This is a genomic window from Vasconcelosia minhoensis LEGE 07310, assembly GCF_015207255.1.
Taxonomy (GTDB): Bacteria; Cyanobacteriota; Cyanobacteriia; order Phormidesmidales; family Phormidesmidaceae; genus Vasconcelosia; species Vasconcelosia minhoensis.
On sequence record NZ_JADEXG010000001.1, the window covers coordinates 46,050 to 71,280 of the forward strand.

Here is a 25,231-nt window from a genome sequence, read left to right on the forward strand (position 1 = left end):
GGGCTAGGTGACTGGGGCTGGCTGGGCAAGCGGGCTGGATAGGTAGGGCTAGGTCGATGAAGACGGCCAGGTGACGGCGGGCGGCGTGGTTTCGACCAGCAGCTGGCCGCGGGAAATGACGTAACGGACGGTGGCCCGCCGCTGGATCGCCTCGTAGCAATTCTGGGCGTCGAGCACAATCAGATTGGCGGGCTTACCCACCTCAATACCATAGTCTTTTTGCATCCCCAGCGTCCGAGCCCCGCCCTGAGTCACCATCTCGTAGCAGGCGTCGATCTCATCCGGGCCGGTCATCTGACAGACATGCACCGCCATTGCCGCTACATCCAGCAGGTTGCCGGTGCCCAGGCTATACCAGGGATCTTGAATGCAGTCGTGGCCCAGGCTGACGTTCAGGCCGTTCTGCCAGAGCTCCTTCACCCGGGTAACGCCGCGACGCTTGGGATAGGTGTCGGTGCGGCCCTGGAGGGTGATGTTAATCAGCGGATTGGCAATGAAGTTGATGTCGGCCCGGCGCAGGGTGCCCATCAGCTTCAGGGCGTAGGCGTCGTTGTAGGAGCCAAAGGCGGTGGTGTGGCTGGCCGTCACCCGCGAGCTGAGGCCGCTGCGAATGGCGCAGGCCGCTACGCTTTCTAGAAAGCGGGACTGGTCGTCGTCGATTTCATCGCAGTGGATGTCCACCAGCCGCTCGTACTTCTGCGCCAGCTCAAAGACCTTTTGCACGGAGCGCACACCGTCTTCCCGAGTCAGCTCGTAGTGGGGAATGCCGCCGACCGCATCGGCACCCAGCCGCAGCGCTTCCTCCAGCAGCTCCAGATTCTGCGGGCTGCCGTAGACGCCGTCCTGGGGAAAGGCCACCACCTGGAGGGTAATCCAATCGCGCACCGCCTGGCGTACCTCCAGCAGACCTTGCAGCGCCGTCAGCCGGGCCTCGCTGACGTCGGCATGGCTGCGGACATACAGTACCCCCTGGCTGGCCTGCTGCCGCAGCGAGCGGATGGCCCGCTGCTTCACGTCGTCAAGAGTTAAAGACTGTTTGCGATCTCGCCAAATCTCAATCCCCTCAAACAGGGTGCCGCTCTGGTTCCAGCGGGGCTGTCCGACCGTCAGGGCCGAGTCTAGGTGAATGTGCGATTCTACAAACGGCGGGCTGACTAGCTGGCCGTTGACCGCGATTTCCTGAGGGGCGCTGAGGTCGAGCCGGGGCGCGATCGCGGCAATCGCACCGTCGGCGATCGCGATATCGACTTGCTCGTCTGGCTTCAGAGTAGACAGACGGCACTGCCGCAGGATCAGCGTTGGAGTAGTCATGGACTGGCCATAGCCGGATAGACGACCTCAGCCAATCTTAGTGCAAGCCTTGCGCTATGTGACATCTGGTGAGCGCGATCGCGTTCAGGGATAAAATGTGCTATGGATTGCAGAGACAGCAGGATTGCAAAGTCAGAACTGCAACGTTCAGACCTAAAAGATAAAGATATAGATATAGACGGGCAACGCCATGGATCTCCAGCAGCGCCTCAGCCGCCAGCGCATTCAGCATATTGTAGACAGCTACTCGCTGACGGCCGATCCGCCGGCCCGGGCCTATCTCGAAGCGCTGATCGGCCAGTATCCCCATCCCTTAGTTGAGCTAGCGCTGGCTGAGACGTTGGCGCAGCAGTGGCTCACCGTACCGATGGTCAAAGGGGTCAGCTTTCTTCAGCGGTCCCACGGGCGGCTTAAACAATGGCAAACCCAGCCTATCTTTAGCGCCATCACCCCCCGCCAGTTCGAGCAGATTACGGGGCTGGATGCCAGGCCAGTCTTTGGTCCGAATGCGGGGCTGGAGACGCCGATCAAGCCTGCGGGCGTGACGCCGCAGCCCGGTCCAGATTAGCTCTGGCAACAACGCCTATACCGCAAACTTGCAGTCCGGCCTGGTTAATGGCAAAGGTAGCGGCATGGGCGGTGGTGCCGGTGGTGTAAATATCGTCGATTAGCAAAACCGGTCGGTTTCGCTGCTGTGCTGTCCAGGCTGGCCCCACCTGAAAAACGCCCTGGAGGTTTTGCTGGCGCGCCTGCGGTCCCAGCTGGTATTGAGCGGTCGTGGCCTGGGTGCGCAGCAGCCCCGTTGCCAGCAACGGTAAGCCTGTCGCCCGGCAAAAGGACTCGGCGATCAGGGCCGCCTGATTGTATCCCCGCTCTCGCAAACGGCTGGTATGGAGGGGAATGGGAACGACCAGCGGCAGTGAGCCACTCGACAGCGATTGGGCCTGCCAGTGCTGTCCCAGTCGCCAGCCTAGCGGAGCCGCTACGTCAGGGCGATTGCCATACTTGAGGGCGAGGATGGCCCGCTTCAGAGCACCGGTATAGGCTCCCACAGCAATCACAGGTAGGCCAGAAGTCGGGCCAGAAGTCGGGCCAGAAGTCGGGTCGGAAACTGGGCTAGCGGGTAGGGCCGGCTGGGCTGGCTCAAGCTGGCGATCGCAGTCTAAGCAAAAAACCTGACGGGTCGCCCGCTGACAGATTGGACAGGGGCGGGTTAAAAAAGTGCTGAGTAAGGGCTGGCAAACAGCCTGAGGCCGCTTTAGGAGTCGGGTTAAAAGGGACATGATGCTCAGTCCGCCGGCTGCTGGACGACGTGACCATCGGGGTAGACCAGGCAGATGTTTTCGGGGTTACGGCTACTGCCTGAACGGCTGGAGCGCCGGGTGTGGGTTTCATCGTGGGCTGGATCTACGGCTGAGGGCTGTGCAGGTCGGTCGGTATTCATCGGTTATGCAGGTTTGGCCTGATCGGCCGGAGAAATAAATCATTTGCTTACGCTGATCTAACTTTCCGCGATCGCGGCGGCCTCTGCCGAGCGTAGAAGCAGCGAATTATGGAATTGAAATTTGATGAAGCGCCTCCCCCTGATTCAGTAGTTTTAGGCCAACTTGGTAAAATTTGTTTAAAGCGACTCGCAAATCGCCTACGCCAGATAGCCCAGTCCTGTCTCAATTGCTGCGATTGAGACAGGACGATGGCGGTATACTGATTGAGCCCGTTCCAGATCCGTATAAACGCGACAGTCCGGTCGGCGTCCTAATTCTTAGCAAGCATTTTGGGTGTAGAACTTCGCAGCTACGTTTACATTGACAACCTCCAGCCGCAGCATGCCGCCTATATCGGTACCGTCTCCATCGGGTTTTTGCCCCTCCCCACCAACGCCTCCCTCTGGATCGAAATCTCGCCCGGGATTGAAATCAACCGGATTACGGACGTGGCGATGAAGGCGGCGGTGGTGCGACCCGGCGTGCAGGTGGTCGAGCGGCTCTACGGCGTGCTCGAAATTCACGCCGACAAGCAGGGGGAGGTGAAAGCCGCTGGGCGGGCTATCCTCGATATCCTGGGCGTGAACCGACGCGACTGCCTGAAGCCGCGGCTGATCGCCAGCCAGGTGATTCGCAACCTCGACCCGCACCATGTTCAGCTGATTAACCGCACCCGCCGCGGCCAGATGATTCTGGCCGGGCAGACGCTCTACGTGATGGAGGTCGAACCGGCGGCCTATGCGGCCCTAGCGGCGAACGAAGCAGAAAAGGCGGCGCTGATCAATATTTTGCAGATTTCGGCCATCGGTAGCTTTGGCCGGCTCTACTTGGGCGGTGAGGAGCAGGATATTCTAGCGGCGGCCCGAGCCGTAGAGGCGGAGCTAGGTGCGCAGCCCGGGCGCAACCACGACGATGACCGCCAGGAGAACGAGTAGCCGCGATGTCCTCCCCGCGTCTCCACCCCGATACGATCGACGCCGTCCGCCAGCGGGCCGATATCGTCGATATTGTTTCCGAACGGGTGGTGCTGAAAAAGCAGGGTAAGGACTTTGTCGGGCGCTGTCCCTTCCATGACGACCAGTCACCAAGCTTTAGCGTCAGCCCCAGCAAACAGTTTTACTACTGCTTTAGCTGTGGGGCTGGGGGCAATGCCTTCAAATTCATGATGGAGCTGGGCCAACGGTCGTTTGCCGACGTCGTGCTGGATCTGGCCCACCGCTACCAGGTGCCGGTCAAAACTCTGGAACCGACTCAGCAGCAGGCGCTGCAGCGACAGCTGACGCTGCGTGAACAGCTCTATGAAATCGTTTCGGTAACCGTTAAGTTCTACGAGCATGCCCTGTTCCAGACCGACGGGCAGGCGACCCTGGCCTACCTGCGGCAGCAGCGCCAGCTCTCAGACGAGACCATCCGCCAGTTTCAGCTCGGCTACGCGCCGGATGGCTGGCAGACCCTATACGGCTATCTAGTCGAACAAAAGCGGTACCCGGTCGAGCTGGTTGAACAGGCCGGGCTGATTGTGCCCCAGCAGAAGAGCAGCGGCTACTATGACCGGTTTCGCGATCGCCTGATGGTGCCGATCCACGACGGCCAGGGGCGGGCGATCGGCTTTGGCGGGCGGGCGCTGGGTGAAGCCAAGCCCAAATACCTGAACTCACCCGAGACGGAGCTCTTTGATAAGGGCCGTACCCTCTACGGACTAGACCGGGCCAAAGCCGCGATCGCAAAGCGGGACCAGGCCATTGTCGTCGAAGGCTATTTCGACGTGATTGCCCTCCATGCCGCCGGCATTCTCCACGCCGTCGCATCCCTGGGAACGGCCCTCAACGTGGGGCAGGTGCGCCAGCTGCTGCGCTACACCGAGTCGAAGCAGATCGTGTTTAACTTTGACGCTGACGCGGCGGGGGTGAGGGCCACCGAGCGGGCGATTGGGGAAGTGGCTGAGATGGCCTACCGGGGCGATGTGCAGCTGCGGATTCTGAATATTCCGGCGGGCAAGGACCCGGACGACTACCTGCGCAGTCACCTGGCCGAAGAGTATCTGGCCCTGGTCGATGCCGCTCCGCTCTGGCTCGACTGGCAGATTACCCAGACCATTCGCGATCGCGACCTGAAGCAGGCCGACCAGTTCCAGCAGGCGGCCCAGGCCGTCGTTGACCTGCTCAGCAGCATCGCCAATGCCGACAGCCGCACCCACTACATTCGCCACTGTGCCGAAATTTTCAGCCAGGGCGACAGCCGCCTGGTGCCGCTGCTGGCCGAAAATTTTCTGGCCCAGGTGCGTCGCAAGCGCCGTCCGCAGGCGGCCAGCGGTTCTTCTCCAGAAATCCAGATTAGACAGCGCAGCTTTCTGGAAGAGGCCGAGGCGGCCCTGCTGCGCGTCTATATCCACGCTGAGGAGCAGCGTCAGGCCGTGCTAAGGGGGCTGGAGGAACGCGACCTTCAGTTCAGCTTTTCGCACCACCGCGCCCTCTGGCGGCTGCTCATCCAGCTCCAGCCTGCCCAGCCTGCCCAGCCTGCCCAGCCTGATAGCCAGAGCCTGCTAGAGACGCTGCGCAATCTGGCTGCCGAGGGCACCGGCCCCTGCTCCCAGGTGCAGCATCTGCTCTACCTGGACGAAAAGCACCAGCGCGACGTGCTGCGCGGGCCGCTGGTGGTGCGCGCCGCGATCGCCTGCCTAGAGAAAAATATGTGCGAAAAGCGCTATCGTCATTTTCTCAATCTCTGGGCCCAGACCGAAATGGCCGACCAGCCCGACCAGCACGCCTACTACCAAAAGCAGATCTATGCCGAAAAGCGCCGCATCGCCGACCTAGAAAAAGAGCGCACCGTCGATTTCAAAGACCTGGCCGAAGTCCCCTGGGTCGGCGAATTTTACGCCACCTTAAAGCTTTAGAGCACAGCTAAGGGACTCTGAGGGACAAGACCTGGGAATCCTAGAGCAGTCCTAAACGGCTTTACCCCATGACCGATCGCGACGCAGCCGAACTGGGCAGCTATGGCGAAGACCTAACCGCAACCTGGCTGATGCGGCAGGGCTGGCGCATTTTGCAGCGGCGCTGGCACTGCCGCTGGGGAGAAATCGATCTGATTGCCCAGGGCTACAACGCCCAGGCAGGCGGACGGTTGAGCAGCCCGATGCTTGCCTTTGTTGAGGTGAAAACCCGCAGCCAGGGCAACTGGGACGCCGACGGGCTGCTGGCCGTATCTCGCAGCAAGCAAAAAAAGCTCTGGACCACCGCCCGCTATTTTCTAGTCCGCCATCCCCACCTAGCCGAGCTGCCCTGCCGATTTGATATTGCCCTGATTGCCTGCCTGCCAGAGCCCCCACTCACAGCTCAGGCCAGCCGTCAAATTCCCAATCGCCAGCGCTATATTTTCATTCAGGACTACCTGGTGAATGCCTTTGACTATACCGGGCGCTAAGGGGGGGTGGGCGCTGGAAAGGCAGCCTGACTTCAGGCCAGGGTCTCGGGACAGTAGCCCAGCCCCGTCACAAACTGCTGCCTGAATTCTTCAATCTCGTGGCGGTCGGGTTTGCCATGGGAGACGACGGCAATCTGATAGCGGCGCATCACATCCACCGGCGACTGGCCAGTCTCTAGCCCCCAGAGCGCCATCCGCACCCGAATACCGGGCTCATAGACCACGCCTAGCTCACGCAAAAAAGCCTCAAAGTCACCCGCCGCCCGCGGCGTCACGCTATCGTGCAGTTTCACCTTAACAATCCAACCGTTAATTTGATGAATGACCGTAATAAACTCCAGGGGGAGCTGTGTCGGACAGAGCAGCCGTTCGACCGTACGCAGGGTTAGACTGGCGTTAGCAAGGTAATAGAGGTATTCCATCGTCCATGATTGAGCGAATGTGATAAGCCTTTTGTCAGGCTACCAGCGTGCAGCGGCGTAAATTGTTGAGCTAGGTAAAAATTTCCTAAAGCGGCTTAGGCAATCGGTGCAACAGGCTATCCGGGCTAACATTCTAGCTAATGCCAGACAACTCAGGTTTCCCCAAATGAACCGTCTTTGAAGCATTTTCTCATCCTCAAATTGAACGATCCATGTATCCGACTGCTTCTAGCTCAGACCTTTCCCTCGCTGCCTATCGCTATCATCTGCCCGAGGCGCTGATTGCCCAAAATCCAGCGGCGCCTAGGGATAGCGCTCGGCTGCTGCTGGTCGATTCGCCCAAGAGCTATCAGCATAGACGCTTTAGCGACCTACCCGATTTACTCCAACCGAAAGATTTACTGGTTCTTAACAACACCCGGGTCATGCCCGCGCGCCTCCAGGGGCGTAAGCCCAGCGGCGGTGAGGTCGAGGTACTGCTGCTGGAACCGGCTAGCGCTGACTGCTGGCTAGCGCTAGTGAAGCCGGGGCGGCGACTTAAACCGGGCAGCCTGATTGAGTTTGGCGAGTTGCCTGAGGTTCCCTTGCTAGTCGCTCAGGTGGAAGACTGCGATCGCGCTACCGGTGGCCGCATTCTCCGCTTTGAATCGCAATGCAAGTCTGATGTAGAAAGCCTGCTCCACCAACTGGGCACCGTGCCGCTGCCGCCCTACATTACCCAGTCTCAGTCTCAGCCCGAGCAGTATCAGACCGTGTTTGCCCAGCGGCTGGGATCTGCCGCCGCCCCGACGGCGGGTCTGCACTTTACCCCCGCCCTGTTCGACCGGCTGAAAACTAAGGGCATTCAGACCGCCTTTGTCACGCTGCATGTCGGCGTCGGCACCTTTCGCCCGGTCGAGACCGCCGACATTACCGCCCACCAGATGCATCGAGAATGGGCTGAAGTCCCGGCTGAAACCGCTGCCCTGGTTCAGCAAACAAAAGCAAATGGCGGCCGGGTAATCGCTGTGGGGACGACTTCGACCCGAGCTTTGGAAGGCGCCGCTCACCAAAAGCCGATGGGTCAGCCCTTCCGGGGCCGAACCGATTTATTTATCTATCCCGGCTATCGATGGCGGGTGGTCGATGGGCTGGTTACTAATTTTCACCTGCCTGAATCTAGCTTACTGATGCTAGTTAGCAGCCTGATTGGTCGAGAGCGGCTGCTCCAGCTGTATCAGGCGGCAATTGAGTCTCAATATCGGTTCTATTCCTTTGGCGATGCGATGCTGATTCTGCCGGAAGCCGTTCTGTCGCCCCAGCATTAGCTCATGACATCAGAAAGTGATAGGGAACATGCGCCTACTCGACCCCGTCAAATGTTACGTCCCCCACGGAGAATCCGGTATTTCTTCCTGCCTCGTACAGCAGAAATGCCGTTCTCCCTTCCTCACAGTGATGCATTGCTCTTTGGGGAGACGCCACCTCAATTTTTCTACGAATGCAAAAAGCCCTCCCTGCTTTAGGGAGGGCTTTACTTTTGCTGATTCAGTCTTCAGAGGAAAGCCTTTACTAAGACTCCATCACTTGGCCCTGCAAATCAATTTCTAGTAGGCCTACTCGTATTACAACTGCAGTAGCACTTCAAGTCGGAACGAAACTAGAGACCTAATCTGTAACCCTACGGATGCCATTGGCTGATTGGGCTGCAATGTGTTCTGTGCGACCTTATTTTGTTCAATATTGCAACATAACTTGATGGAAACTTGCGTACAACTACCGAAGGGAAATTGCTGAGTTAGGCCGTAGCATTATCAGTCGTAGGGCAGCGTTTTCCCCATTTCAGCCCGCTGCTGCCCTTAGTCTTCTACCGAACTATAACCCCCTGTTCAACAGCTGTCTGCTGTTGGACCTAGAGCCTACTGGTAAAGCGAGTGGTTACCCATGAATCAGCCGTTGCGTGCAGATAGACAGGATTCCTTTGTTCCTGGTCTTCCCTGGGAAGAGGGCAACTTCCTCTTCCCCACTCTACAACCTGCTGGCCCCACCCTAGGACAAGACCAGATCGGTTTAGCCGCTGCGCTCAGCACTGTAGAAAGTCAGCTGCACTCTGACCTCGAGGTATCCAAAACGGCTTGGGTTAACTCAAATTCCAGCCCACTTAGGCAGACGGTTACCATACCAGACATCCTCACCGGCAGCGTAGCGACCGTGGACGCTTTGCTCAGTCGAGCGACCAACCCAAAAGCCCACTCAAACTTACCCGACCTCGTCGATGCCGCTGGCGACCTAAACTTCGATAAGGACACTGCTAATAAACCCGGTAAATCCAGTAAGTTCAAGGTAAAGACTACCAGTCAAGGAGAGGCAGAGACTGCTGGAACGAGCAAGCTAAAGCTCTTTTCCTCGTCAAAGAAGACACTAGATTCTACCGCTATTGAAGTTGGTGAGGTGTCAACCCAGCTGAAGCTAAAGCCCAAACAGTCCAAAACAGTTTCAGCGGATATTCAGCTTCCAGATACCCTCTCCGACAGCTATACCCTCTTTGCCGCTGTCGATACAGATGACGCCATTTCAGAGACAAATGACTTTAACAACATTTCCATACCGTCTGCGAGCCTGCTGTCTGAGCCGAGGACAAACTCAGATGGGTCAGGCAGTAGTTCCTCTAGCAACGCTTTAATTAGCGGATTGGGTACGCCTGCGGCGTTTCAAGGTCAGGCCAATCCGCCTGAGTTTGGCGAAAACTACCTCGATAGAAACGATGATGACTCCAGCGATTTTATCGATATCACCTCTGTTTTTGAGTCTGGTATCAACTTCTTTGGCACCACCTACACCGGCTTCTATATCAACAATAACGGCAACATTACGTTTAATGAGCCGCTATCTTCATACGTCCCCTTTGCGCTGACGGGAAATACGGGTGTTCCTATCATTGCGCCGTTCTTTGCTGATGTGGATACTCTAGGCGGCGCAGTTCCTCCTTCAGCAGGTGGAACTTCCACCGGTTCAAACCTGGTCTACTGGGACCTAGACCCAGTCACAGATACCGTCACCGTGACTTGGGATGACGTAGGCTCCTACAGCTTAGGAACGGTTCCAAATGCGTTTCAGGTACAGCTCAAAGACCGGGGTAACGGCAACTTCGATATGGAGTACATCTACGAAGCCATTGATTGGGTTTCGGGTGATGCTTCCAATGGGGTCGTCGCCCTGGCCGGGTATTCCGCTGCCAACGGCGTTAACTTCTACGAGCTGCCTGAGTCAGGTAACGCCTCAGCCATGCTGGAGCTTGATACAAACGGCAATAGCTACCAGTTCTCATTCGAAGCAGGCTCAGATAATCAACCACCCGTTGAACCACCCAGCACCCCTTTGATCTCTGGATTAGGTACGCCTACTGAGTTTCAAGGTCAGGCCAATCCACCCGACTTTGGTGAGAACTATCTCGATAGAAACGATGATGGCTCCAGCACGCTCATTGATATCACCTCTGTTTTTGAGTCGGGCATCAACTTCTTCGGCACGACCTACACCGGCTTCTATATCAACAATAACGGCAATATCACCTTTAACAGTCCAATCAGTACCTATACGCCCTTTGCGATGACAGGGAACACGAATGTCCCTATCATTGCACCGTTCTTTTCCGATATCGATACCCAGGGTGGCCCAGTCACGCCCTCTGCTGGCGGAACTTCGACCGGCTCGAACTTAGTCTACTGGGACCTAGACCCGCTCAGCGATACGGTGACCATCACCTGGGATGATGTGGGTGCCTATAGCTGGGGAACTGTTCCGAACGCCTTTCAGCTGCAGCTGAAAGACCGGGGAAACGGTGACTTCGGCATGGCGTTTATCTATGAAGCGATTGAGTGGGTTTCTGGCGATGCCTCTAATGGCGTAGCGGCCCGGGCGGGCTACTCGGCAGCCAACGGCGTTGACTTCTACGAGCTGCCCGAGTCGGGCAACGCTGCCGCCATGCTGGAGCTCGATACAAACGGCAATCGGATCTGTTCTCGTTTGGAACTAGCCCCGATACAGAGGCCCCTATTGTCGCCCTGGACCTACAGCAGGATACGGGCGCGGATGCCAGTGACGGTCTGACCGCGAACGCTACTATCGTTGGCACTGTCACTGACGCCAGCCCGGTTACTGTGCTCAAGGCAGGCTTTGGTGACACCTCTGCTGAGCAGTATGTTGACATTCTCAGCTCCTTGCAGGACGGCAGCTTCACCCTCGATGCCGCAGCCCTAGAAGGTATCCTGGGCCAGCCGCTGAGTGATGGTAGTTATACCCTAAACGTCATCGCTGAAGATAGCGCCGGCAATGCTTCTCAGCCGGTGTCCTTTCAGTTCACACTCGATACGACTGGCCCGGCTGCCCTATCGCTGGTGAGCCCAGTCGCAGGCGGTACCCACAGCGGTCATGTCCATCTCGTTGGCTCTGCAGAAGAAGCCGTTACTGTTGACGCTAGCTTAAACGGCGCAGCGGCTGAAACGTTTACCCTAGCCGCTGGTGAGTTCGACCAGCTGCTACAGGCGCTGCCGCTGTCGGTGGGGGGACACCAGCTGGCGCTGACGCTGAGTGACGCCGCAGGCAACATAACTCAGACCACCGTTGCCTTTGAAGTAGCGGCAACGCCCTTTGTGACCGGGCCGCAGGCGGCAACCGGCTGGGCAGTGCTAAATGCCGATACGCTCTTGCTGGGTGAATCGGACAGCTATGTGGTGCAGGCATCGCTGCCGGTCGCCCTCGGCTCCACTGAGGGGAGCCGTACCCTGCGCTTCGCAGTCGATGCGGGCTTTGACGTTTCTGATACGACGGCGGGGACAGAAGATCTCTTTGCCCTGTACTTAGTCGATGCGGCAAACCCGGCGCAGACGCTGCTCGATGGCGGCACGCCTGGGACGCCCCTATTCTCTCTGCGAGGAGAGACGGCTGAGTTTACGCCGGGCCTGGTGCGCTATGACGGACGCTTTGTCGAGGTTGACCTGAGCGGGCTGACGCAGCAAAGCGAAGGGCGACTGGTGTTCCAGCTGCTGAATCAGGATGGCGATACCGGCAGCCGGGTCCAAGTCAGCGAGCTCACCAACACGCTTGACCCAGAGGGCATCTCCGGGCCGCGCTTCCCGGTCGATACCCGGCTGGCGACTATCGCAGGCGAGGTGGACTTCTCCAAGCTGAGTGTCAACAGTCAGGTTAAAGCGCTATTCAGCCAGGTGCGCTTCAATCCGGCGACGGGTGAATATACCGCTGAGCTGCGACTGCACAACACGGGCACGACCGCGATTGGACGGCAGGCGGCGGTGGTCTTTGAGGGACTGCCCACTGGCGTGACGCTACAAACCCAATCGGGAACAGACGCGAACGGCAATGGATATGTCAGCCTGCGCAATGCGATCCCGGCAGGTGGACTGGCAGCCGATGCAAGTACCGCTGCCATCTCAGCTACTCTCAGCAACCCAGACCAGCTACGGCTGGCACTGACGCCTCAGGTCTGGGTGAGCGGCCCCAACCAGGCTCCGGTGCTGCCCGAGCTCGGACCGCTGACGGCAACGCCGGGGCAGAAGCTGGAAATCTCCCTCGTGGCCACCGATGCCGACGGCGATCGCGTGACCTACTCCCTGCGCAGCGACGGGCCGCTGCCCAAGGGCAAGATCAGCGGTTCCGGGAAGTTAACCTTTGAGCCGACGCCAGAGCAGATTGGTGAGTACGGCTTTACCCTAGTCGCTACCGACGGGGCCGCGGAGGTGACCCAGTCGGTCTCGCTGACGGTAGCGGCTGACCCGCTGACGACAACAAAGATCTCAGGCCGCATCCTCGACATCGACGGCAACTCCCTGGCTAACCTGCCGCTCGCCCTCGGTCGCTTGCAGGCAGTGACCGATGCCAACGGCAACTTCACGCTGACGATTCCAGCCACCAGCTTCCCCACCGAAGAAATCAATATCCAGATTCCACTCGGCGATCCGGCCTTTGACCCCTTCCGCACTGGCACCAGTGAGATCAACCTCAGACGCACCACCTTTGACGGGGCGACTGGTACCAGCACTAGCAACCCGCTGCGCCATCCCAACCTGGTCAGCACCTTCATGGATGCCAGCATGGTCTATGGCACGGACGCGGCCCGGGCCAGTGCGCTGCGGACAAATGACGGCACCGGTCGGCTCAAGGTCTCAGGCGCTGACCTGCTGCCGGTGAACAACGTGCAGACCTTCCCCAATGGGCCGCTGGCTAACAACAACCGGGGACTGACAGCACCGGCTTCGCTATTTGCCACCGGCGACGTACGCGCCAATGAGAACCTGGGCCTGACGGCGCTGCATACGGTCTTTGTTCGAGAGCACAACCGGCTGGCTGATGAGATCAGCTTGGCCAATCCGGGGCTGAGTGGCGAGGAGCTCTATCAGAGGACACGGCAGCTAGTTGCGGCGCAGATTCAGCAGATTACCTACGCTGAGTTCCTACCGCAGTTCGTGGGGGCAGGCGCGATTGGCACCTACTCGGGCTATGACGCTGCGGTGGACCCGTCGGTGAGTCATCTGTTTTCGGCGGCGGCGTTCCGGCTGGGTCATACCCAGAGCGCCGATTCGTTCTTGATGATTGGCGATGACGGCCAGGCGCTACCGACGGTGGCGCTCAAGGACAGTACCTTCAATCCGGCGATCATCCAGCAGTACGGCATTGACCCGGTGCTCAGAGGGCTCTTTGCCCAGTCGGCCCAGGCGGTCGATACGAAGGTGATTGACGCGCTGCGCGACGCGCTGTTTGGGCCGCCGGGGGCGGGCGGGATTGACCTGGCGGCAGTCGATATTCAGCGGGGCCGTGATGTCGGGCTGCCGGACTACAACCAGGCCCGGGTGGATTTTGGCCTAGCGCCAGTGTCCTCGTTTGCTGAGATTACTTCGGATGTGAGCTTGCAGCAGGTGCTTCAGCAGGTCTATGGCAGCGTCGATGACATCGATGTGATTGTCGGCGGCCTGGCGGAAGATAAGCTGGCGGGCAGCATGGTCGGTGAGCTGTTCCAGCAGGTGATTGTGGACCAGTTTGAGCGGCTGCGCGATGGCGATCGCTTCTGGTATGAAAACAGCCAGCTGAGTGCCGATGAGCTCGCCTTTGTGCGGGGGACGTCGCTGAAGTCTCTGATTGAGCGTAATACGGGCATTGATGACCTGCCGGGGAACCTGTTCTCGACCGGGGCGGCTCTGTCGGGGCCGGGGGCAGGTGGAGCAGCGGCGGCTCAGACGACGAGTGAGTACCGCTCAATTGACGGTTCGGACAACAACTTAGCCAATCCTGAGCTGGGCAAGACGGGGACGCGGCTGCGGGTGGACTATACCCAGGCGTATGGCGATGGTATCCGCTCTCTAGCCGGGGCGAATCGGCCCAACGTACGCGAGATTAGCAACGCTATCTTTGACCAGGAGGGCTCGATTCCTGACCCCACCGGAGCAACGGCGTTTATGCTGGCCTGGAGTCAGTTTGTCACCCACGACATGACCTTTGCCCCGGACGGCGCTGCCGATACCCTCAAGGTCTATGGCAATCAGTATGTTTCCTCGCAGGGCGAGCAGTACCCCTTTGTGGCGGAGAAGCTGAAGCTGATGCTCGGCCATGAGGTCTATGCCGGGGTGAACAACGTCATTGAGCGGCCTATCTATCTGCCTGCCCTCGATGTGGCTAACAATGTCCAGACCACCGATAGCAGCGGTAACATCACCATCACCAACGCGGCGATTGGCTCGCAGGTGCAGGTGGCGGCCAATTCGATGACGGACAACCGGGGCAATCCCTTCACGGGCTCGCTCTCAATTTCGAAGGTGCCGACGGACCTGACGCCAGCGGCGCTGCCGGAGGGGCTTTCGCCTGACCTGGTGGTGACGATTCAGCCGGGGGAGATGCTCTTTACTCAGCCGGCGCAGCTGACCATGCCGAATGAAGCGGGCTGGCCAGCAGGGATGGAGATGGACCTCTGGTCAATCAATCCCATCACCGGCGAGTTTGAAATCGTCGGTAAGGGTGCCGTTTCGGCGGATAGACTGTCCATCAACACCATCGAAGGCGGTATTCGCAACTCATCCTGGCATTTCTTTAGTCCACCTGCGCTCGTACCCGAGCTCCGAGTTGAAGACAGAGGCTGCGTAGACTGTGCAACAAAGAAAGGGCTGACCTCGCAGGTAGAGCTCCATACCGGCGGCGTCACCGAAACTCATGACCTCTTGTCCTATCAGTCTCTAGGAGAACAGAGAGGGCTGCGGCTCACCTACGACTCCCTGCGCGCCGATGCTCGGCACATCGTTCAGTTTGGCGGTCAAATCACGGCCAATGGCGGCGCCATTCCCAGCAGTGCCCGGCTGGTTACCACCATGACCGTTCATGATGGCAACACCGGGATTGACTATCAGGTGCCCGGCTATACCGGAGATAAGAAAGGGCTCGACGGGGGCGAGCATATCTGGGATCTGCCCGAATCTGGTGGCGAAGTGAACGCAGCACTGCAAGCCGACTTGAGGGATTATGCCTCAGGCGTTTACGATTTTTCTTTGGAGCTAGGCGCTTATCTGGATACAGCTAATGGCTTTACTGGGTCTTCAAGCAGTCAAACTGGAGAGCTCGTCCATGTCAACACGCTAAATAGCGCCTTTGGTAGCGGCTGGGGCATTGCCGGGGTGCAGGAGCTGGTTGAGACCGCTGGCGGTTCAGTGCTGCTAATTGACGGAGACGGTAGCGAGCTGGTCTACAAACGCGAAGGTGTGAGCTACAAACCCTCAGCCGGGGATATGTCAGTCTTCGAGAAGCTCGCAGATGGCACCTTCCGTCGTACGACTAAGGAAAAGACCGTCTATTCTTTCAATGCGGACAATCGTTTGGTTTCCATTAAGGCAGCTAGCGGTAACGAGACCCGGCATATCTACGTCAACGGTCAGCTCACGAAGATCGTCGATCCGGTTGGCTTAGAGACAACCTTCACCTATACCGGCGACCGGGTCAGCGCCATCACCGACCCCGCTGGCCGCACAACGCAGCTCAAGTACGATGCTGCCGGGAATCTTACTCAGGTGATTGACCCAGATAGTTCAAAACGCACCTGGTCGTATGACGCGGAGCACCATATGACCGCAGAAGTCGATCAGCGCGGCAGTCGGGAAGAAACGGTCTACGACTTTGCTGGTCGTGCGACCCACGGCATTCGCAAAGATGGCTCGATGATTCGGGTGCAGCCGATTCAAACTCAGGCTCTGCTGCGGCCTGAGCAAACGATTAGTGTCCTCAAGCCACCAGCTGTCAGCACTAAACCCATTGACCGGGCAACCTATGTGGATGCGAACGGGAACGTCTCAACCTATATCCTAGATGATTCCGGCCATCTTCTCTCAGGCGTTGACGGCGGCGGTTCGACCGGCGTTAGCGAGCGTAACTTTGACAAGATGGTCACCCGTCGAGTCAATGGCAGAGGCAAGGAGACGCGCTATACCTACGATGAGCGCGGCAACCTGCTAACCGTAGCAGACGAGTTCTCTCGGGGCACGGGTGAAGGGGCTGGGGGTAATCCCATCAAGACGGATTTCTACTCGGGGCGCATCGTTACGTCTATCAACCCGGTCAGTATCAGCACGGGTGACTTCAACAACGATGGCCATTTGGACTATGCCACCGCCAATGCCAGTTGGCAAAATGGGAACCAGTCTATCTTCTTCGGGGACGGTCAGGGAGGCTTCAGCAGCGCTCTGCCAATCCATGGCTGGGATGACAGCAGCAGCGTTCTGGCAGCAGACCTGGATCAAGATGGCAATTCAGATCTGATTGTCGTTGAGACCGGTACTGGCTATGGGTCTGAATCTTCCGTCCATGTGCTCTGGGGCAGTGGCGAGGGTAGTTTTGAACGGGTCACTATCAGCAGCGATGTGTGGAGCGGATATCGTTCCGTGGTTATGGGCGATATTGATGGCAATGGCTATGGCGACTTGCTGGTTAAGGACTACACCTACGTTGACGGAGAAGGCAGTAAAAAGCAGGTGAAGGCGCTATTCAACGACGGCAGCCGAACCTTTGTCGAAACCCTCGTTATCTCTAACGATGAAGGCAATGGTTTCCCTGAAATTGAGCTGGGGGATGTCGATGGCGACGGCGACTTAGACGCGATCGCTTATTACACCTACTACGATGACAATTACAATCGGTCTTCCCTTATCCAAACGTTCCGCTACGAGGGCAGCTATGCCTTCAGCGCACCCAGCGTTGCTTTAGATGACAGGAGCTACGATTCCCCAAAAACACTGGTTTGGACTGTTGACGTCAACCAGGATGGCTACGACGATGTCATCTTCCCAAATGGTTCGCAAAACCTGAGTATCGCGCTCAGCGCTGGCGATGGCACCTTTGGCAGCAGCTATAGCCATGACCTGGGCCTATATGCAGCGCAGGTGCTGTTTGCAGACGTCAACACAGACGGGAGGCAGGACATCATCGGGGTGAGCGAAGACGATGCCGTATCGGTATCTCTAGCAAACCTGCAGGGCGGGTTTGGAATCGCTTCGCTTTACGACATCGGGGACTATGACTTAAGCTTCACGTCCAGTGACTTTGACCTCTACGGGCTACATATTCCCTCTCTCAAAATTGCAGATGTAGACCGAGATGGCGATGCCGATATTGTTACGGCCAACTACAGTGGGAACAGCATCACAGTTCTCTATAACGATGGAGCTGGCGCTTTCGGCACCAGAGCTGACTATGTCGCCAGCGTGCTACCCGCTGCTGTGATTGTTGACGACTTCAATCAAGATGGTCTACCTGACATGATCAGCGCAGGGGATACCAATGTCTTTCTCAAGAATACGGGCGGGCAGTTTACAGCAGAAGGCAATCAGCCTTATCAAGCAGATTTTCAGATTCCGGTTGAATCTTCCGCTTCCGCAAACGCTATGGCGCTGGAGGATGTTGATGGGGATGGCTATGCAGACTTCGTCAGCCTAAATTGGGACGGTAGCTTGGTGGTTGCCTATGGTGGTGGCGGCTCGTTTACTCTGCCCATAACCCGGTCTATCGAAGATAGTGCCAAAGCGGTGAAGATTGGCGATATTGATGGTGACGGGACTGGTGATATCGTCTTCACCCGCTACGGCTCAGCAGCGGTGTCCCAAAAAGTTTGGATTCTCAAGGGGGGCAGCAATCTAGAGCAGGGCGCAACGGAATCTATCGATGTCGGCTTTAACCCAGGCTACTTGGAGCTCGGCGACTTCAATGGCGATGGTAAGCTCGATATCCTGCTTGCAGAACGGTATGGTCCGTATTCAAAGCTTTTGCTGAATGACGGACTAGGTAGCTTTACTCAAACCGGGGTGACCCAAATTCAGGGGACAACGCTGCCGCTTTCAGGTCTAATAGCCGTTGGTGACCTCAATGGCGACGGGAGAGATGAGTTCATCCAGAAGAGCAGCGTTTACGAAAATGGGCAAAGTCTAACCTATCTAGACGCGATCTCGATGAAAGCCGACGGTGGGTTTGAATCCATCGGCCAGTTTGACCTGAATAGACGGGCCGGCTCTGATGAGTTTGACGAGTTCTCTGGCAGTATCTCCTCAGCCAAAATCGTCGATCTCAATCAGGACGGTCGCAATGACCTGCTGCTGGCTCATGATGCAGAAATCTCGGTATTCATGACTCAGCCGGATGGTTCTTTCGGCGCGAAGGTTGACTACCCTGGTGTCTACGAAGCGCCGCGCCGGCTCAATGTCGGCGATGTCAATGCGGATGGCAAGCTCGATGTGGTTCTGGGCGGTCGTTCTCGTATCTTAGTGATGCTAGGTGAAGGCGATGGCACCTTTAAGCCCCAAGATCGCTTGGAATACGTTTTTCAAGCTGAGGACGGCGACTTGGTCTTTCTAAATGACTTGGACCAGGATGGCGACGCTGACCTAATTGATGTCACCGCTTCGGAGCTGTTTGTTCGTCTCAGCCGCGCTGCCAATAATCAGCAACCATCCGATCCTACTACGGTCGGCCCTCGCACCTATACCTATGACCTCATCTTTAATCAGATGACCAGTCAAACCGATGAGCTCGGTCGTCAAACGCGCTACGAGATTGATCCTACCAGCGGTATGCGCCTGTCGATGACTCAGGTGGTCGGGCAGATTGACTCGGCTGCTAATGGGGAAACCGATGATGTCGTCACCGCCTATACCTACACATCGCTGGGGCTGCTGGATGTTGAAACCGATCCGCTGGGCCGTCAAACCGATTATGACTACGATGCGCTAGGCCGGATGACTCGGGTCACCTATGCCAAGGGCACGGCGGATGAGACCATATGGCACTATGAGTACAATGCGGTGGGCAATCAGACGGCTATCGTTGACCCTAACGGGCATCGCACAGAGTATGCCTTTGATGCCATGAACCGGATGACTCAGGTGACCTATGCTAAGGGGACTGCCGATGAAGCGACTGAGCGCTACGAGTACGATGTGGCGGGCAATCAGGTGGCCAGCATCGATGCTAACGGCAACCGCTCCCAGTCCGTCTATGACGTGATGAACCGGGCGGTAAAGAGTATTGCGGCTGACCCGGATGGAGCTGGGCCTTTGGCTGCGCCGGTTAGCTCTCAGACCTATGACAAGGCCGGGAATTTGACATCTACCGTCGATCCCCTCGGTCGTACAACCCGCTATGTCTATGACAGCCGCAATCGGCTCGTCAAAATTATCCGGCCCGATGGCGCTGTCCAGACGACGCGCTATGACTTTGACAATAATCCCGTCAGTCGCATCGATGCTAAGGCGCAATCAACTAGGTCCGTCTACGATGCTCGGGGTCGGTTGGTTGAAAGGATTGATGAAAACGGCGATCCGACTCGCTTTGAATATGACGCCGCGAATCAGCTGATCGCTCAAATTGACGCTAACGGCGTCCGCACTGAATTCAAGTATGACCAGCTGGGGCGGCAGATTGCCGTAACGACTGCCGCCGGGTCTGCTGAAGCCATTACCACTCGCACCGAATATGACGCGGTCGGCAATGCGATCTCTCAAACTGACGGCCTCGGTCAGCGCTCTCAGATGAGCTATGACAGCTTAGGTCGCCTCATCTTGAGCCGCGATGCCGGTAGCCCGGTTGGCGAGACGCTTTACGCCTATGACGCGGTCGGGAATCTGCTCAGCCTGACCGACGCGGTCGGCAATACCACCTCATATGTCTATGACGCGCGCGACCGGGTGATCAGTGAAACCAACGAGCTGGGGAATTCCCGTAGCCAGAGTTACGATGCAAACGGCAACCTGATTCGGACCACCGACCGCAATGGGAGTTCTCGAAGCTTTGCCTATGACGGCCTCAACCGGCAAACCTCTGAATCCTGGCTCGATGGACTGGGGAATGCGTTCCGCTCTTCGACTATGGTCTACGATGCGGCCAGTCAGCTGGTTGCGGTGCAAGACCCCGACTCGGCCTATCAGTTTGGCTATGATGCGCTCGGTCGCCAGATTCGGATCAGCAATGCGGGGACGCCCGGTGTGGCGACAGTGGTACTCGACTATGCCTATGATGCGGATGGCAACCTGATCTCGGTACGTGACAGCATCAATGGCGCGGCGGCTGGGGTGACCTCCTATGCCTATGACTCGGAAGACCGGATGACCCAGGTGACGCAGTCTGGCGCGGGGGTCGATGACAAGCGGGTGGACTTTGCTTATGACGCCATTGGTCAGTTTGAAGCCATCAGCCGCTACAGTGACCTAGCGGGAACGCTGCCGGTGGTCGCTTCAGCCTATGACTATGATGAACTCAACCGCCTCAAGCGGCTTAGCCATAGCAACACGTCTGGGGAGCTAGCGTTCTATGACTTTGCCTATGATGCGGCCAATCGCATTACTCAGATCTCCGATGTCGATGGTAATACGGACTATAGCTACAATGCCCGCAATGAGCTGACGGGGGCTGACCATACTGATGGCAGTAACCCGGATGAGAGTTATGACTACGATGCCAATGGCAATCGCATAGAGTCGCATCGGCACGGCTCAGGCTATGTCACGGGGACGAACAATCAGCTGCTCTCTGATGGCATCTATACCTATGCCTATGACCCAGAGGGCAATCTGGTGCGCCAGACGGAGATTGCTACAGGAAAGGTTAGGAATCTCACCTGGGATTATCTCAATCGGCTAGTCATTGTCGTGGATGTGGACAGTACAGGCGCTGAGGTGATGCGGGTTGAGTATACCTATGATGTCATAGGGCGGCGTATTGCTAAGTCCGTTGACAGCGACGGAGCTGGCAGTGCTGTGGCCCAGACGCTGCGCTTTGGCTATGACCGTGACCATGTGCTATTGGAGTTTGCTGGGGCTAGCGAAAGTCCTAGTATGCGCTATCTCTACGGGCCTCAGGTTGATCAGATAATCGCTCAAGAAGATGGGTCAGGGACGACGCTTTGGCTACTGAGTGACCATCTCGGCACTGTTAAGGATCGGGTTGATGATACTGGAAACTTAGTCAATCATCGCACTTTTGACTCCTATGGCAACCTAATTGCTCAAAGTAATACCAGCTTCTCCAGTCGCTATGGCTTTACAGGTAGGGAGTTTGATGAAGAGACTGGGCTGCATTACTACAGAGCTCGTTACTATGACGGGCAAACCGGACGCTTCATTAGCCAAGACCCAATCGGGTTTGAAGGTAACGACGCCAATCCTTATCGATACGTCTTTAACGTTCCTGTCAGCAACGTTGACCCACTTGGTCTTTTCGTTCCTCCAGTGACCCCTCCTCCATTGCCGCCAGCCCCGCCAATTATTCCAAACCAGACTATTCCATCACCTTATACGACGCCTGTACCAGTTCCTCAAACCATACCAAATATTCCGCCTCGGCCTTCACAACACGGTCCTGAAGATCCAAACAGCTGTGATGAGCCGTGCGAAGGATGGCCGCAAGGTGGGGCCTATTTCCAAGTGCGTGAAGGCAATCGCAACAGAGGTGCTGTGGCAAACCATACACCTGCATGGAACTCAATACAGCTGAGCGGAATTGCACTCGCAGGAATACAGAGTAGGACTGTAGTAAACAATCCAAATATTCCAAATTTCATTAATAAGCGGAACCCTATCAACGATGGATACAGAATATCTCCTGCAATCTGTATGGACCGAGATGATGACGCAAGACTTTCTAGCAGAGGAAGTAGTGCCAATGCCAGAGAATATCGACGACAGCAAGCCTTCTGGATAGCTAATTACCAGTTTGAGACTGCGCAAGCGATGGATATCGTCGATATTAGAACTACGATAGGCTATAAGTATGAAGAGGCTATAATTCAGATGCAAAGCTACACTACCAGACTGAAAGCACAAAGTCCTTATCTGTTTCGGTCATGGAGTGCTTACACGTAGAACTATCGAATCCTTAGTACATAATCGTCAATTAGCACTCATTAGAGCGTTTCAATATCAACTCAGCTCAATCTACAACTTCGATGATTTTCGATATTCGTCCGCCAAAGCGCGTTGGTCCAGTGCAATTAGGTATGACACCTAGTGAAATACGTCAGATACTTGGGAGCGGATTTAGCACCCGCTCTCGTCGAAGCGCAATGTTCTTTATGAGTAACACTCAACAAGAAAACAATCTGGATTACCCAGAAAGAGATGTTTTTGGTTCACTTGGTCTAGTAGCTTTCTACAACGAATCTAGCGTCTGTCATGCAATACGACTTTACGAGCCTGCAGAGCCAATCTTTCAAGGGAAGAATCTTCTGTCGTTTGAGAATTCTTTAGAATCTCTTAGAGTTTGGTTGAACACTATGAATGGAGAATGTAAAATCAAAGATGAAGCTTTAGTAACTTACAACTTTAGATTAGAATTAGGTTTCATGTACAAGTTGTCTGCAGAAGACTATGATTCCATCATGAATTTTCCACCGAGTGAAATTGTAATCTTTGCGAAGGGATACCGTTATGATTGGTAACACTCATCTATAGCATATGCTTTGTAAATGTCATCAGAGCATATGAATCAAAGATGACCCAGGTGACGCAGTCTGGGGCGGGGGTCGATGACAAGCGGGTGGACTTTGCTTATGACGCGATTGGTCAGTTTGAAGCCATCAGCCGCTACAGTGACCTAGCGGGGACAAGCTCGGTGGTTTCTTCGGCCTATGACTATGATCAGCTCAACCGCCTCAAGCGGCTCAGCCATAGCAATAGCACCGGTGAAGTAGCCTTCTATGACTTTGCCTATGATGCGGCCAATCGCATTACTCAGATCACAGATGTCGATGGCAGCTCGGACTATAGCTACAATGCTCGCAATGAGCTCATTGGGGCGGACCATACCGATGGCAGTAACCCGGATGAGAGTTATGACTACGATGCCAACGGGAATCGCGTTAGTTCGTCTCTCCATGGCTCGGGCTATGTTACGGGTGCGAATAATCAGCTGCTCTCGGATGGCATCTATACCTATGAGTATGACAAGGAGGGCAATCTGATTCGCCAGACGGAGATTGTCACGGGCATAGTTAGGAATCTCACCTGGGATTACCTCAACCGGCTGGTGAGGGTCGTGGATGTGGACAGCGCGGGCTCTGAGGTGATGCGGGTGGAGTATACCTATGACATCGTGGGGCGGCGTATTGCTAAGTCCGTTGACAGCGATGGGGCAGGCAATGCTGCGGCCCAAACGCTGCGCTTTGTCTATGACCGCGACCATGTCCTTATGGAGTTTGACGGGGCAAGCTCAGTCCCTAACATGCGCTATCTCTATGGGCCGCAGATTGACCAGATCATCGCTCAGCAAGATGGAATGGGGATTACTCTATGGATGCTAAGTGACCATCTCGGCACTGTTAAGGACCTGGTTGATGATGCGGGTAACCTGGTCAATCACCGCACGTTCGACTCCTATGGCAACCTGGTAGTTCAGAGCGATGACAGCTTCTCTAGCCGCTATGGCTTTACGGGCAGAGAGTTTGACGAAGAAACTGGGCTGCACTACTACAGAGCTCGGTATTACGACGGCCAAACCGGACGCTTCATTGGTTAAGACCCAATCGGATTTAGGGGCAGTGACGCAAACCTTTATCGATATGTCTTCAATGTTCCTGTCAGCAATGCTGACCCCTTTGGACTACAATACGTCGTCCCGCCGACAATTGCCCCGCCAACAACGCCGACAATACCTATCTATCCGCCGTACCCACCAGTTTTACCAGGGTCAACTCTCCCATTGCCCTATTCGACGCCAGTCCCTGTTCCTCCAACGTTACCAAATATTCCACCTCGACCTTCACAACAAGCTCCTGAAGATCCAAATGGCTGTAATGAGCCGTGCGAAGGATGGCCACAAGGTGGGGAATTTTTCCAGGTGCGTGAAGGTAATCACAACAGGGGTGCAAGGGCAAACCACACTCCTGCATGGAACTCGATACAGCAGAGTGGAATTGCGCTCGGAGGGATAGAGACCGAGAGTGTAGTTAATTATCCAAACATTCCAAGTTTCATCAATCAACGCATTCTTGAGAATGATGGCAGAAGAATATCACCCGCAATCTGTATGACAGTGGCTGATGATGCTAAACTCTCTAGTGGAGGAAGTGGTAGAAATGCCGTAGAATATCGGCGGCAGCAAGCTTACTGGATTGCAAATGGCCAATTTGAGACAGCTCAGGCTTTGGATATCATCGATATAAGGAATAGATTAGGCTACAAGTATGAAGAGGGTATTATCCAAATGCAAAACTATACGGCTAGGCTGAAAGCACAAAGTCCCTATCTGTTTCAGCTGCGAGGGTATGCTTATACATAAAACCATTAAATTCTCAATGCTTAAAAGTCAGTTCAGCAAATTTTGCCAAACCCGAAACTTAGATGATTTTCGAGATTCAGCCGCTTGAGCATGTTGGCCCAATTCAGTTGGGTATGACACCTGATGAAGTTCGTCAGATTCTTAGTAGCGAATTCAGTACCCGCTCCCGTAGCAGTGTAATGTTGTTCAGAGCCACACCGCAACAAATATCTAATGCGGATGCTCCTGAAAGAGATGTTTTTGGTTCACTTGGTTTAGTAGCGTTCTATAACGAATCTAGTATCTGTCATGCAATAAAGCTTTTTGAGCCTGCTGAACCAGTTTTTCAGGGGGTGGAGCTTTTATATAAGAATTCTATAGAATCTTTAATAGCCCTATTGAACTCAATGCATGGGGAATGTGAAGTACAGAATGAAGCTGTTGTATCTTACAACCTCAGAATAGAATTAGGTTACTGGGAAAAGATGACTATAAAAGACTCTGACTCTGTTATGATGCTCCCTCCGAGTGAAGTTGTTGTTTTTACCAAAGGATATCGTTATGACTGGTAAAAAATCACCCATGGTAACCGCCCATAACATATCGCGGTAGATTGATTGATAGGGATGAAACGCTCAGATGCCACCATCTCTTTGCCTGACCCCGCTGTGTCTTCATGTGATAGTTGATGGCACAGGAAACAACCTTGGGGATTGCTAGAAACAAACTTATCCATCGCAGTGCGATCTCACACTCTTGCCGCAATTTCCTACGCAGCACATACAGAACGATCAGTGTAGACTTACAGCAGAATATACCCTT

At 55.8% G+C, this 25,231-nt stretch carries 15 protein-coding genes; 11 read left to right on the plus strand and 4 right to left on the minus strand.

Annotated features, from left to right (window positions below):
* Window positions 1-48: 48 nt before the first annotated feature.
* A complete protein-coding gene (codA, locus tag IQ241_RS00235) occupies window positions 49-1,311 on the minus strand; it encodes a cytosine deaminase (RefSeq protein WP_193904402.1) in 1,263 nt (420 codons plus the stop codon).
* Window positions 1,312-1,501: 190 nt separating this feature from the next.
* On the opposite strand from codA, the gene IQ241_RS00240 reads away from it, so the two are divergent.
* Complete coding sequence (locus IQ241_RS00240) at window positions 1,502-1,879, plus strand: hypothetical protein (protein WP_193904403.1); 378 nt, start codon at window positions 1,502-1,504, stop codon at window positions 1,877-1,879.
* Here the strand turns inward: IQ241_RS00240 and IQ241_RS00245 are convergent.
* Both IQ241_RS00245 and IQ241_RS00250 read right to left on the minus strand, forming a co-directional pair.
* Window positions 1,839-2,594 carry a ComF family protein gene (locus IQ241_RS00245; RefSeq protein WP_193904404.1) on the minus strand — a complete coding sequence of 252 codons (756 nt, stop codon included), beginning with the start codon at window positions 2,592-2,594 and terminating at the stop codon, window positions 1,839-1,841. The genes IQ241_RS00240 and IQ241_RS00245 overlap by 41 nt on opposite strands.
* 5 nt (window positions 2,595-2,599) lie before the next feature.
* Complete coding sequence (locus tag IQ241_RS00250) at window positions 2,600-2,755, minus strand: hypothetical protein (RefSeq protein ID WP_193904405.1); 156 nt, start codon at window positions 2,753-2,755, stop codon at window positions 2,600-2,602.
* A 330-nt stretch (window positions 2,756-3,085) separates the two neighbouring features.
* On the opposite strand from IQ241_RS00250, the gene IQ241_RS00255 reads away from it, so the two are divergent.
* From IQ241_RS00255 to IQ241_RS00265, 3 genes are all read left to right on the plus strand, one after another.
* Entirely contained in the window at window positions 3,086-3,730 is a 645-nt protein-coding gene (locus tag IQ241_RS00255; RefSeq protein ID WP_193904406.1) for a hypothetical protein, read from the plus strand.
* Between the two features lie 5 nt (window positions 3,731-3,735).
* Window positions 3,736-5,691 carry a DNA primase gene (gene dnaG / locus IQ241_RS00260; protein ID WP_193904407.1) on the plus strand — a complete coding sequence of 652 codons (1,956 nt, stop codon included), beginning with the start codon at window positions 3,736-3,738 and terminating at the stop codon, window positions 5,689-5,691.
* Window positions 5,692-5,759: 68 nt separating this feature from the next.
* Complete coding sequence (locus IQ241_RS00265; protein ID WP_193904408.1) at window positions 5,760-6,221, plus strand: YraN family protein; 462 nt, start codon at window positions 5,760-5,762, stop codon at window positions 6,219-6,221.
* Between the two features lie 32 nt (window positions 6,222-6,253).
* Here the strand turns inward: IQ241_RS00265 and IQ241_RS00270 are convergent, their stop codons facing one another.
* Window positions 6,254-6,643, minus strand: a complete 390-nt coding sequence (locus tag IQ241_RS00270; protein WP_193904409.1) for a hypothetical protein — start codon at window positions 6,641-6,643, stop codon at window positions 6,254-6,256.
* Between the two features lie 212 nt (window positions 6,644-6,855).
* Between IQ241_RS00270 and queA the strand changes: the two genes are divergently transcribed.
* The 7 genes from queA to IQ241_RS00305 all read left to right on the plus strand — a co-directional run bounded on the left by queA (window position 6,856) and on the right by IQ241_RS00305 (window position 24,981).
* On the plus strand, window positions 6,856-7,950 hold the full coding sequence (queA, locus tag IQ241_RS00275; protein ID WP_193904410.1) for a tRNA preQ1(34) S-adenosylmethionine ribosyltransferase-isomerase QueA: 1,095 nt from the start codon (window positions 6,856-6,858) through the stop codon (window positions 7,948-7,950).
* A gap of 616 nt (window positions 7,951-8,566) precedes the next feature.
* Window positions 8,567-10,732: a nidogen-like domain-containing protein gene (locus tag IQ241_RS00280; protein WP_193904411.1), complete on the plus strand. Its 2,166-nt coding sequence runs from the start codon at window positions 8,567-8,569 to the stop codon at window positions 10,730-10,732.
* A complete protein-coding gene (locus tag IQ241_RS00285; protein ID WP_265579866.1) occupies window positions 10,729-22,017 on the plus strand; it encodes a peroxidase family protein in 11,289 nt (3,762 codons plus the stop codon). Before IQ241_RS00280 ends, IQ241_RS00285 begins: the two co-directional genes overlap by 4 nt.
* 83 nt (window positions 22,018-22,100) lie before the next feature.
* Complete coding sequence (locus IQ241_RS00290) at window positions 22,101-22,592, plus strand: hypothetical protein (protein WP_193904413.1); 492 nt, start codon at window positions 22,101-22,103, stop codon at window positions 22,590-22,592.
* Between the two features lie 53 nt (window positions 22,593-22,645).
* Complete coding sequence (locus IQ241_RS00295; protein WP_193904414.1) at window positions 22,646-23,668, plus strand: RHS repeat domain-containing protein; 1,023 nt, start codon at window positions 22,646-22,648, stop codon at window positions 23,666-23,668.
* A gap of 183 nt (window positions 23,669-23,851) precedes the next feature.
* Entirely contained in the window at window positions 23,852-24,430 is a 579-nt protein-coding gene (locus IQ241_RS00300) for a hypothetical protein (protein ID WP_193904415.1), read from the plus strand.
* Window positions 24,431-24,492: 62 nt separating this feature from the next.
* Window positions 24,493-24,981, plus strand: coding sequence for a hypothetical protein (locus IQ241_RS00305; RefSeq protein WP_193904416.1), 489 nt, complete (start codon window positions 24,493-24,495; stop codon window positions 24,979-24,981).
* Window positions 24,982-25,231: the final 250 nt, after the last annotated feature.

Coding starts and splice junctions, on each gene's coding strand:
- IQ241_RS00270 (WP_193904409.1), bottom strand. CDS start 6,643: ATGGAATACCTCTATTACCTTGCTAACGCCAGTCTAACCCTGCGTACG.
- IQ241_RS00250 (WP_193904405.1), bottom strand. CDS start 2,755: ATGAATACCGACCGACCTGCACAGCCCTCAGCCGTAGATCCAGCCCAC.
- codA (WP_193904402.1), bottom strand. CDS start 1,311: ATGACTACTCCAACGCTGATCCTGCGGCAGTGCCGTCTGTCTACTCTG.
- IQ241_RS00280 (WP_193904411.1), top strand. CDS start 8,567: ATGAATCAGCCGTTGCGTGCAGATAGACAGGATTCCTTTGTTCCTGGT.
- IQ241_RS00265 (WP_193904408.1), top strand. CDS start 5,760: ATGACCGATCGCGACGCAGCCGAACTGGGCAGCTATGGCGAAGACCTA.
- IQ241_RS00295 (WP_193904414.1), top strand. CDS start 22,646: ATGACCCAGGTGACGCAGTCTGGGGCGGGGGTCGATGACAAGCGGGTG.
- dnaG (WP_193904407.1), top strand. CDS start 3,736: ATGTCCTCCCCGCGTCTCCACCCCGATACGATCGACGCCGTCCGCCAG.
- IQ241_RS00290 (WP_193904413.1), top strand. CDS start 22,101: ATGATTTTCGATATTCGTCCGCCAAAGCGCGTTGGTCCAGTGCAATTA.
- IQ241_RS00240 (WP_193904403.1), top strand. CDS start 1,502: ATGGATCTCCAGCAGCGCCTCAGCCGCCAGCGCATTCAGCATATTGTA.
- queA (WP_193904410.1), top strand. CDS start 6,856: ATGTATCCGACTGCTTCTAGCTCAGACCTTTCCCTCGCTGCCTATCGC.
- IQ241_RS00245 (WP_193904404.1), bottom strand. CDS start 2,594: ATGTCCCTTTTAACCCGACTCCTAAAGCGGCCTCAGGCTGTTTGCCAG.
- IQ241_RS00305 (WP_193904416.1), top strand. CDS start 24,493: ATGATTTTCGAGATTCAGCCGCTTGAGCATGTTGGCCCAATTCAGTTG.